Annotated in this window: 6 protein-coding genes; all 6 read left to right on the top strand. The window is 38.6% G+C overall.

Annotation, left to right across the window (positions count from 1 at the left end):
- The first annotated feature begins 493 nt into the window (after window positions 1-493).
- Window positions 494-3,556, top strand: a complete 3,063-nt coding sequence (locus tag CRJ00_RS08200; protein ID WP_099366390.1) for a SusC/RagA family TonB-linked outer membrane protein — start codon at window positions 494-496, stop codon at window positions 3,554-3,556.
- 5 nt (window positions 3,557-3,561) lie between these two features.
- Complete coding sequence (locus CRJ00_RS08195) at window positions 3,562-5,061, top strand: SusD/RagB family nutrient-binding outer membrane lipoprotein (RefSeq protein WP_099366389.1); 1,500 nt, start codon at window positions 3,562-3,564, stop codon at window positions 5,059-5,061.
- 647 nt (window positions 5,062-5,708) lie between these two features.
- Window positions 5,709-8,879, top strand: coding sequence for a SusC/RagA family TonB-linked outer membrane protein (locus CRJ00_RS08190; protein WP_099366388.1), 3,171 nt, complete (start codon window positions 5,709-5,711; stop codon window positions 8,877-8,879).
- A gap of 19 nt (window positions 8,880-8,898) precedes the next feature.
- Window positions 8,899-10,440 carry a RagB/SusD family nutrient uptake outer membrane protein gene (locus CRJ00_RS08185; RefSeq protein WP_099366387.1) on the top strand — a complete coding sequence of 514 codons (1,542 nt, stop codon included), beginning with the start codon at window positions 8,899-8,901 and terminating at the stop codon, window positions 10,438-10,440.
- Between the two features lie 18 nt (window positions 10,441-10,458).
- Window positions 10,459-11,259 carry a hypothetical protein gene (locus CRJ00_RS08180; protein WP_099366386.1) on the top strand — a complete coding sequence of 267 codons (801 nt, stop codon included), beginning with the start codon at window positions 10,459-10,461 and terminating at the stop codon, window positions 11,257-11,259.
- A 148-nt stretch (window positions 11,260-11,407) separates the two neighbouring features.
- The coding region (locus CRJ00_RS08175; protein WP_144038127.1) for a transposase at window positions 11,408-12,332 on the top strand (925 nt) is incomplete at its 3' end.

Below are 12,332 nucleotides of genomic sequence, written 5' to 3'. Positions count from 1 at the left end.
ATTCAATTGATGTGCTGATTGTTTTCCAAATATTATTCGGTATAAGAACATATCATTAAATAATTATAAAATAATTATCATATAAAAATGGATAATCCATAAAAACCATTGGATTTTAACGTATTAAATTCTGCCAAATATTTTTTCTTTAATATAATCGTTATTTACAATGTTCTGATAACTTATTGACTTAAAATAAATAGTTGTACAAGCAACTCATATATAGAAAGATATAATTACAATAATTAGCTACGAAATCTTCGTTAATTATCAATTTAAGTCAAAATATTATTTCAGAAGGACTTTGTCGACAAAATTTATCCTACACCTTAAAATTAGGTTTTCACAACAACTTTTAACCATTCCAATTGTTAAATTTTAAATAAAATTTGGACTTGTTTGTTGAATATTTAAACAAACTCTATATTTGACCACTGTTTAACAAAATTTAACAACTCCTGTTAAGAATAATTTAATTAATAACTAAACATCTATGAAACAAAGATTACTCAGCTTAATTTTTGTGATGACCTGCCTGGTAGGGGTAGCGTTCGCACAGAATCGCCAAGTGAGTGGGAAAGTGACATCGGCAAGTGATGGTGCTCCGCTAAGTGGAGTTTCCGTAACGGTTGCGGGATCAACGACTGGTATCCAAACTGATGCTGATGGTAATTATACCATCTCCGCTGCAAACGAATCCACCTTGATTTTCTCATACATAGGTTATGAGACTCAACGTGCTCGTGTTGGCGAAAAAACAACCGTAAATGTAGCAATGGTAGCTTCTGATAATGCCATTGAAGAAGTATTGGTTACCACAGCTTATGGTATCAAAAGATCTGCCGCATCTACCGGTTATTCCAACCAAACCTTAGACAGCAAAGCCTTGACTGAAGGTAAAGTGGTGAACCTGGTTACTGGTTTACAATCCAAAGTAGCAGGTCTACAGGTAAACTTATTGAACAATGGGGTAAACCCATCTACGCGTGTGGTATTGCGCGGTAACCGTTCCTTGTTAGGTAATAACCAAGCATTGATCGTTATCGATGGTACACCTGTTCCAAACAGCATGCTGGCAGCCTTGAACCCGAACGACATTGAGTCGACTACGGTATTGAAAGGTGCCAATGCGGCTAACCTTTATGGTTCCGAAGGTGTAAACGGGGTGTTGATCATTACCACCAAAAAAGGTGCTAAAGGATCTGCTGTCATCAATTTCTCCAATACTACCTCCTTAGAATCGGTTTCTTTTCTTCCAAAAATGCAGGACAAATTCGGTAATGGATATGACCTAGAAACCTATGTTCCTTACGAAAATACCTCTTGGGGTCCAAAATATGATGGAAGTGAAGTGGTTGTTGGTCCTACTTTGGTGAATGGTAACGAATGGAAATTACCTTATTCTTATGTCAAAGATGAAAAGATGAACTTCTGGGATTTAGGAACAACTATCCAGAATGATGTTTCTGTTTCTGGTGGTGATGATAATGGTACTTATTATGCAAGTTTCCAGGATGTAGTGCTTAAAGGTATTGTCCCTAAAGACAAGAACAGAAGAACTGGTGGACGTTTTAATGCTTCCCGTAAGTTTGGAAACCTGACTTCATCCTTCAACTTGAATTATGCCTATCAAAACCCTGATATGACTGTATCTGGTGTATATGATAACCTATTGAACGTTCCTCAGAACATTCCTATTACCCAATTGAAAGATTGGCAGAACAATGAATTTGCTACTCCTGATGGCTATTTCTCGGGCTATTTTATCAATCCATATTTTGGAATTGATAACAACCGTAGAAATACACGTCAAGAAACATTCAATGGAAATCTGGAATTGAAATATGATTTTGCTGATTGGTTATCCGCAACATACCGTTTAGGAAACTATGCGTTCAATACCAACTACAAAGAATATAATGCGAAGGTTTCTTATACCAAAGCATACGATAGACCTACGGATAATCCAGGTTCGGTTACTGACCGTTCCGATAACGTCAATAGATTGAACTCCGATATTTTCGTGCAAGCACAAAAGAAAGTAAGTGATTTCGATCTAGGATTTATTTTAGGTAATACCGTTAGAACCGACTATACCAAATTCAACTCGATTACAGCCAATGCATTGGTTGTTCCAGGATTATATAATGTGTCCAACCGTTTGGGAGAAGCTACAGTAGGTTCCGATTATTCAAAAAGAACGACTGTCGGCTTGTTCGGTCAGATTGATGTAAACTACAAAGACATGTTATACCTGTCGGTAAGTGGTAGAAATGATTGGACTTCTGTTTTGGATGAAACAAAAAGAAGTTACTTCTATCCAGGAGTATCCTTGTCATTCATCGCATCGGAAGCATTTCCTTCCATCAAAGAAACTACGCCTATTAACTTCTTGAAGTTATATGCTTCAGGTAATAGAACAGCGAATGTTAACTTAGGTGCTTACAACCTACAGACAGCATTTGATATCGCTCCTGGTTTCCCTTATGGCAATAGACCTGGATTTACAGTTGGTAATACTTTCGCTAATCCAGATTTGAAACCAGAATTTGTAAACTCTTATGAAGGTGGTATCCAATTGGGTATGTTCAACGACAGGTTGAATTTTGAAGGTACTTATGCATACAGTATCTCCGATGGTCAGATCATCCCGATCTCCACTTCTTGGGCAACAGGTTATGATCGTGCTTACGTAAATGCTGGTACAGTAACCAATAATACCATCGAATTATCCTTGAGAGGAACACCGGTATTAACTAATGACTGGAAATGGGATATCGGTATGAACTTTACCCACTACGATAACAAGGTTACCGATCTTTACCAAGGTTTGGATGAGATCCCATTGGGAGGTTATGCAAACTCCGCATATGTTTATGCAGTGAAAGGTGAAGCGTATCCGGTAATCAAGACTACCGCTTACGAGCGCGACCCGCAAGGAAGAATTGTTGTCGATAAAGAAACAGGTTATCCTGTTCGTGCCGCAGCAATGAAAATTATGGGACAGACCAATGCGCCTAAAAACTTTGGTTTGAACACTTCAGTTCGTTATAAAGAATTAACGCTTGCCGCACAATTGGATTACCGTACCGGTAATGTATTCTACAACCGCGTAGGTAATACCAACAATTTCACCGGTTTATCATGGGAAAGTGCGCAGTATGACCGTCAGCCATTCGTGATTCCAAATTCTGTTTACCTAGAAAATGGTAATTACATCGAAAACACATCGATCAAAACCCAAGATGGCGGTTTTGAATATTGGTACAATCAACACAATACCATCCAAGAAAACTATGTTAAAGATGCTTCTTTCCTAAAACTAAGAGAGGTTTCATTAACCTATAGCTTGCCGTACAGATGGTTGGAAAACCAAAAAGTAGTTAAACGTGCTTCTATCGGTTTGGTTGGTCGTAACCTATTCATGTGGTTGCCAAAAGAAAATATCTACACCGATCCAGAATTCAGTTTCACGGATGGAAACAGTCAAGGTATTTCTGATATGATCAATCCTCCAACCAGGATTTATGGTTTTAATCTTAATATTACATTCTAAGAACAATGAAAAAGATTTTCAAATATATAGCTGGTATTGCAATTGCATCGACCGTTCTGGCAGGATGCGGAATGGGGTTTTTGGACATTAATGAAAATCCAAATAGACCCGTTACTGCAACACCTAACCTGATTTTAACATCGGGTTTAAATAGAACATCTGCCTTAGTTAGTACCACTTTAAATGAGATTGGATCGGTTTGGGCAGGGTATTGGGCTCCAGCAACCGATTATTTATGGTATATCAACAATAAGCAGTATAACGTAACGCCTAACTTCGGTACGGCAGTTTTTGAAACGTCATTTGATATCCTAAGTGATTTCCAAGCGGTTCAAGATGCTGCAGTAGCTGCAAACTTGAACTACTACCAAGGTATTGCAGGTATCATGAAGGCCTACCACTTCCAAAATTTAGTGGATGCCTATAATAATGTGCCATATACCGAAGCATTGAAAAACACGCAGAACATCCGTCCCAAATATGATGAAGGTCAGGCAATCTATGATGATTTGATCAAACAATTGGATGCAGCTATTGCGTTGATCAAATCTGCTCCTGAAACAGAAGCTAAACCTCAGGGAGAAGATATCTATTTTGCAGGAAACATGACCAACTGGATCAAGTTTGCCAATACGCTGAAATTACGTATCCTATTGCGTCAATCGGAAATACCTGGAAAAGACGCGACCATCAAAGCCGAGATTGCGAAAATCGTGTCAGAAGGTTCTGGTTTTAGTGATGCAGGAGTGTATGGTCAGCCGGGGTACACCTCTTCAGCAACTAAAATGAACCCATTTTGGGAAGGCTATTATGCCAATTCCGCTGGGTCGGCTACCAGTAACTATAAAGCGACTAGACCTACAAAATACATTGTCAACAATTATTTGTCAAATAATGACCCACGTATTGATCAAATGTACCTGAAGGTCTCTGGAGCATTTAAAGGTATTGAATTAGGAAGAAATACCGGAGACTCAGAAGCGGCTTTATATAAGTCATCAGTTACCTCTGCATTTCTTACCAATGGTGGGATACTAAAAAGCGCAACCCAAAAAGCAGTCATTATGTTGCCTTCTGAAAGTCTGTTCTTACAGGCTGAAGCAGTGGCAAGAGGATGGATGACAGGTGATGCTAAAGCATTGTACAACAAAGCCATTGAAGAATCCTTTGTTTTCTTAGGGGTGCCTGATGCAGCTGCAGCTGCTGCAACCTATGCTGGACAGGCAATCAATAAAGTAGGATATGATGCATCTACCAATAAAGTGGAAGCCATTATATACCAAAAATGGTTGGCATTGAACAGTGTCAGTGGTTGGGAAGCATGGACAGAATTTAGACGTACTAAATTCCCTACGGACAACCCGCTTTCGTTGAACGCTATTAAGCCTATCCATCCTAAAAGATTAGTTTACCCTTCTTCTGAATATGGTAGAAACGGGGATGAAGTAGAAAAACAAGGAGATATCGATACATTCACTTCCAAGATTTTCTGGGATACTAAATAGAGATAACTCTTGAAAATTAATGGATTAAGGCCGACAAGTTCAATTGTCGGCCTTTTTTGTAAATCCCCATTTTTAAATGAATATTTCCTGTCAAATTTTAAAATTTTCCAAATAATGCATAATTGTTACAATTACGATTTAATCCATTTTCTACAACCGTCTAATTGAGTTTATGAAAATCATTTTGTTGACGATATAAAATTCTGTGTTACATTATTTAGCTGTTTTAGAAGTTGTTTTTTTGAATAAGAATTGAATTAAAATTTTTCTAATATAACGTTATACGTTATTTAATACTTCTTGCATTAACACCATCCTATCCTTAAAAAATAATTCACGTTTTAATAATATTCAAGTAATATTCAATCCTCTGAAAAACAGAAAGATAATAGCTGATTTTATCCCACTTTTTAGTATTATGTTTATCATTTTTTGCCATTTTTTTATTAAATATAATCTGTACATTAAAAAAATTATAGAGCAAAATAAAATAGGTTGAATTAGCAACTTTTTAGAGGATAGTTTTATCAAGATTTGAATTAACAGCGCATTAATTTGTTGAATATTTAAACAAAGGCTATATTTGACAATTGTTTAACAAAATTTAACAGTCTCTGTTTTAAAATTTTTAATTATTAAAAAACTTTATGAAACACAAGTTACTCAGCTTAATTTTTGTGTTAACATGCCTTATTGGGTTGGCGTTTGCACAAAATCGTCAAGTGAGTGGTAAAGTGACATCTGAAGCAGATGGAACACCGCTTGGCGGAGTATCAGTAAATTTGGTCGGCACAAGTACGGCTACACAAACTGATGCCTCAGGAAACTACAGCATTTTTGTTGGGGAAAATGCTACACTTAACTTTTCGTATGTTGGTTACACCAGCAAACGTGTTGCGGTAGGTACTCAAACTACCATTAACGTTTCTTTGACAGGTTCAGACCAAGAATTGGACGAAATTTTGGTTGTAGCTTATGGTACAGCTAAGAAATCATCATTTACAGGATCTGCTTCAACCGTTAAGTCAGATGTAATCGAAAACCGTTCCATCTCGAGTATTACAAAAGCATTAGATGGTGCAGCTCCAGGTGTGGTTTCTACCTTAGGTACTGGCCAGCCAGGTTCAAATGCAACAGTGCGAGTTCGTGGTTTCGGATCAATCAATGCTTCTTCGAATCCTCTATATGTTGTTGATGGTATTCCTTTCGATGGCGATTTGAACTCCATCAACCCTAATGATGTGGAAAGTTTAACCATCTTGAAAGATGCAGCAGCATCTACTCTTTATGGTTCTAGAGCAGCGAATGGGGTGGTGATGATCACTACAAAATCTGGTAAGAATACGAATGGTAAAATCAACATTAACTTCAAAGCTAATGTAGGTGTAAATTCTAGAGCAGTTGGAAGATATGATGTGATGAATTCACAAGAATATCTTGAAACTGTATTCCAATCCTATAAAAACCGTGAAATCTTTTTGTTAGGCGTTCCTGAATCTGAAGCGGGACAAAATGCGGTAAACAAAATGAAAGGTACTGTAGATCCAATTTTTGGTCTTAACGAGCAATATAACCCATATAATGTTCCTGTTGATCAATTATTCGATCTAGCTACTGGAAAAATCAACCCTAATGCTTCTTTGAAATGGGAAGATAACTGGTTAGACGAGGTGATGGCAAACAATCCTGTTCGTCAAGAATATCAATTTGATGCTTCTGGTGGTTCCGATAAGTTTAAAGCTATGGCATCTATGAACTACTTGAAAGACCAAGGCTTATTGAAAACTACGGCTTTTGATCGTTATTCTGGTCGCTTGAACAACGAATTCACACCTGTTGATTGGTTTAAAGCTTCTTTGAGTGGTAATTTCTCCAAAACATCATCAAATATGTTGAATGCTACAGGTTCATCAACTTCGAACGTATGGTATTCTGCTGAGCAAATGGCTCCAATCTATCCGATCTGGGAACGTGATGCTGATGGTGGATATGTTTTGGATGCAGATGGTGAGCGTTTATTTGATTATGGCCCGAACCGTGCTTCAGGAGCGCAACAAAAATTCAATTCCATCGCCGTATTATACGATGATAGATATTTTGACTTCCGCGATAATGCCGGAGTTCGTAGTACCATCGAATTCAATACAAGAGATGAAAAATATGGTGCTTTCCAAGGTTTTGCTTTAGCATTCAACCTAGGAACTGACTATGTTTCTAATGCATATACCTATTATTACAACCCGTATTTCGGTAATGCGGCAGGATCTGGACGTTTGAATAAGGAATGGACTAAAACATTCTCTTATACTTTCAACCAGTTATTGACGTATAACCGTTCTTTCGGACTACATAACGTGGATGCCTTGATTGGACATGAAAGCTATGCTTTTAAATTCAATTTATTATCTGGTCAAAAAACAGGTTTCCCTTTTGGTGGAATCTTTGAATTGGCTCCAGGTTCTTCTATTACAGGATCTGACTCTTACGAGAATAACGAAACGCTTGAGTCTTATTTCTCCAGAGTACAATACGATTATAACAACAAATACTTCCTTTCTGGTAGTTTCCGTACAGATGGTTCTTCTCGTTTCCATGAAGATATCAGATGGGGTAACTTCTGGTCATTAGGAGGTGCTTGGAAAATTTCTGAAGAAGAATTCCTTCAAGGAAATGATTGGATCAACAGCTTAACCCTTAAGAGTAGCTATGGTGAGCAAGGTAACAATGGTTTGTTAACCGCATCTGGATCTCAAGCATATTATGCTTGGCAAGCTTTCTACGACCTAACTTACAACAATGGTAACAGCAATGGTGCTGGGGTGGTGTCCGTAGAAAACAAGAAAACTTCTTGGGAGAAAAACAGAAACTTTAACGTAGGTTTTGATGGACGTTTCTTAAACGACCGTTTAACCGTGACTTTCGATTGGTTCTCCAGAAAAACTTCCGATATGTTATTAAACCGTCCATTAGCCCTTTCTTTAGGATTTGATGGTTATTTTGATAATATCGGTGATATGGAAAACAAAGGTTTTGACTTATCGATCGGATATGATATTTTGAAAGACAATGGCGTGTTGTGGAATGTGACTGCAATGGGTTCAAAAATCAATAACAAAGTCATCAAATTAACGGATGAAAATAAAGAGATCATCGGTGGTTCTTCTATTATTCGTGAAGGTGAAGCGATCAACTCATTCTATATGGCTAGAAGTGCAGGGGTTGATCCAGCAACAGGTAGCCAATTATACTGGGTATACGACAATAAAGCTGACGAAACAGACTTAAGCAAACACTACATCTCTAGTGATAAAAGCAAAGCTGCAGCAAGCCGTATCATCCAAGGTAACCGTATTCCGAAAATCAGTGGTTCATTGTCAACCAATGTAGCTTACAAAAACTTTGATTTCTCCATGATGACTACCTATTCAATTGGTGGTAAAATCTACGATGTAATCGGTTACAACTACTACAACCCATTGTATATTGGTAACAATTTCTCTCGTGAGATCTTGAGAGCTTGGAAACAACCAGGAGATATCACAGATGTTCCTCGTGTACAAAAAGAAGATACGCATACATTAACTGACAGAGCGTTGGTAGATGCATCTTATTTTGCTATCAAAAACATTTCTATCGGTTATACTTTTGGATTTGAACGTTTCGGTCTGAAATCATTGAGAGTATTCGCACAAGGTGATAACTTGGCCATCTTCTCAGCACGTAAAGGTCTGAATCCACAATACAACTTTACTGGTACAACAGATTATTCTTATTCACCGAATAAAACAATTGCTGCCGGAGTAAATGTTAAATTTTAATATTTAATTGAAGATAATCATGAAAAAATTAATATATGCTTCTATTATTTCTTTAGCATTAGGTATGACCTCATGTAAAAAGGATTTCTTAGAAACAAGCCCTACCGATAGAATTGATGCGCCAACCATGTTGGAAAATGCTGATGGTGCACAAGTTGCCATGAACGGTATCTATCGTATGTTATACCTTAGTGGTTGGTCTACTGGTAATACAGACCAGAACTTTGGTATCATGTCTACCAAATTGTATACTTCCCTAATGGGAGAGGATATGGTTCAGGACGCGCAAGGAAACGGATGGTTCTATTTTGACTATAAATTCGATGTTCGTAGTCGTTACACAGCTACTACTTGGAGATCGTATGCAACTTGGAACTTCTATTACACCTTGATCAGTAATGCGAACTATATCCTAGCAGCGGAAACTACCGTAACAGGTGATGCTGATAAAATTGAGAATGTAATGGCTCAAGCACGTGCCATTCGTGCGTACGCTTATTTCCAATTGATCCAAGCATTCCAACAGACTTACAAAGGCCATGAATCTGCTCCAGGTGTACCTTTGTATACTGAACCTACTACTTCTTCTTCTCAAGGAGCTGGTAGAGGTACCGTGGAAGAAGTTTACACGCAAATCAATAAAGATTTGGATGATGCCATTACCGCTTTCGCGAAGAATAAAGGATTGCAGTTGCAAAAAACCAATATCGATTATTATTTAGCTAATGCGATCAAAGCAAATGTTTCTTTGGTTCAGAACAAATGGGATGATGCAGCTAAATACGCTGAGGAAGCTTTAACAAAACCAGGTTTGGCGATGATCTCTGGTGATGAACTATTATCAGGTTTCAATAATACCGGTTTGAAAAATGTACTTTGGGGCGCTGAAATCATTGCGGATCAAGCAACTGTCTATGCTTCATTTTTCTCTCATATGGATGCTTCTGCAGATCGATATGCAGCATCTTCACGTAAATGTATTTACAACTGGTTGTATGATCAGATCCCTGCTTCCGATATTCGTAAGCAATGGTGGAATAATCAAACTGATGGAGGTGAGGCAGAAACAAAACCTTATAACCAAGTAAAATTCAGATATGCTGATAAAGCGTCTGATTTGGGAGATTATATCTTCATGCGTGCAGAAGAAATGCAATTGGTAAAAGCAGAGGCTTTAGCAAATGCTGGACGTTTAGCGGAAGCAAAAACAGCGCTTGAGGATTTGTTGAAACTAAGAAACCCATCTGGTTACCAAGCTATGTTAGCGAATGTGACCATGTCTAAAGACTTGACCATGGGATCTATCGGAGCTCCAAGAACGTTGATGGACCACATTATTCTTCAAAGACGTATTGAACTTTGGGGTGAAGCAGAACGTGCATTCGATATCTTACGTTTAAAAACTGGATTTGATAGAAAAGCAGGAAATACCAACCACTCTTTCTTCGTAAACTGGAATACATTAGAACCAGCGAACAAAGAAATGATCTTGACCATTCCGCAAAAGGAATTTGATGGTAATAAAAGTTTGGATGCTACAAAGGATCAAAACCCAATGTAATTATATAATTTGAATAAAATGAAAAAGAATATATTAAACGCTTTAGGGGTCTTTGCTCTTGTGTTAAGCATGACTTCTTGTGACAAAACAGAGGGACCTTTGTACCAAGGACCGGAAGACAAAATCAGCTTCATGAGTGGTACTACAAGTCTTGCAATGGAATCTGGTGTGTTGGAAATCCCTGTTGGTCGTACTTCAACAGCTGGCGACCTTTCTGTTCCTGTTACCCTTACAGCAACTGGAGCAGGATATACGGACGTGTTCCAAGTGGCTGGTCCAGTTGAATTCAAAGCAGGTGAAGGTAAAGCTTATGCTAAAATCAATTACGGAGATTTCTCTAAAATTGACCCTAGTACCCTATCTGTTTCTGCAGTAGGAACGGATGTTAGGGCTGGTTTGGCTTTCCCGATCTCTCTTAATATTGATGATAAAAACATCAGCTATAGCAATATCAAGAAAATCAATATCAATGCTTCCAATATTTTGACTTTTGAAGATTTAGGTACTACTAAATTGGATTCTAAAGGAGGATGGGAAGGCGCTGTATTGGATGTTAAGATTCAAAAAGCACAAGGTGCGAATGTGTATAAAGTGGTGAACCCATTTGGTGGTGGTAGCTTTGCATTCATGATTAAATCCGACGGTAAAACCTTGACTTTCCCTAACCAAGTTATCTATAACCATCCTGATTATGGACCGGTTTCTATGACGAATGTTACAGGTACGGTATCTGGAAAAACAGTTACTATTAATGTTGCTGGTTACAATGTATCTGCTGGATCCTTTGGTTCTGGTGTGGAAATATTAACATTACCATAAAGAAAAACTAATAATAGTTTGAGTTTAAAATAAGAAGAGGCTGTCTAAAAAGGTCTCTTAAAAGAGAACCCCGTCATTAAAAAATGGCGGGGTTTTTCTGTTTTTTGTCCTCAAGACTTTGTATCTTAAGGTGCAACCAAAAAACAATATGGCAAACATACAATTCAAAGCGCTTCCATCCAATAGTCCTAGTCTTTTTCCTGAGAATATTTTAGACCGTATCTCCTTGAACCATCCGGTTCGTTTGGTGAGCCAGGTTGTTGACCAGTTGGATCTGGAACATATCATCCGTCAGTATAAAGGAGGGGGAACGACCAGTTTCCATCCCAGGATGCTCATTAAGGTACTGTTCTACGCGTATCTGAGCAATATCTATTCTTGCCGCAAGATCGAGCGCGCCCTGCATGAGAACATCCATTTCATGTGGCTTTCGGGCAACAGTACACCGGATTACCGTACGATCAATTATTTCAGGGGAAAGCGTCTTAAGGGACAGATACAGGAGCTGTTTGCCAGTATCGTTCGGATGCTGCATGATATGGAGTATGTCAGCCTGAAAGTCCAGTATGTAGATGGTACCAAGATCGAATCGGCCGCCGGTCGTTATACGTTCGTTTGGAAGAGATCGATCGAGAAGAACAAGATAAAGCTGGAGGCGAACATCGCTTCGGTCCTTTCGGATATCGATGCACAGATCAGCCAGGACCAATCTTCATTAGGGGATCAGCAGGTCGGCAGGGCCATCGATAGTGCCCAGCTGAGGGAAAAGATCAAATCGATCAATGCCAAGCTCAAAGGAGTGGATAGATCTACCGATAGGCAGCTGAGGAAGCTTGAAGACGACTATCTGCCCCGACTAGAGAAATATGAGGAGCAACTGGAAGTACTGGGAGATCGCAATAGTTATAGCAAGACCGATACCGATGCCGTGTTTATGCGGATGAAAGAGGACCACATGAAAAATGGCCAGCTTAAACCGGCCTACAATACCCAGATCAGCACCGAAGAGCAGTTCATCACCCATTATAGCATCCATCAAACGGCCGYAGATACCACAACCCTGCCCGAACACC

It is taken from the genome of Sphingobacterium sp. 1.A.4 (assembly GCF_002734245.1).
GTDB classification, from domain to species: Bacteria; Bacteroidota; Bacteroidia; order Sphingobacteriales; family Sphingobacteriaceae; genus Sphingobacterium; species Sphingobacterium tenebrionis.
The sequence above is the reverse complement of the archived record's forward strand: the minus strand, read 5'-3'. Positions and strand labels throughout refer to the sequence as shown.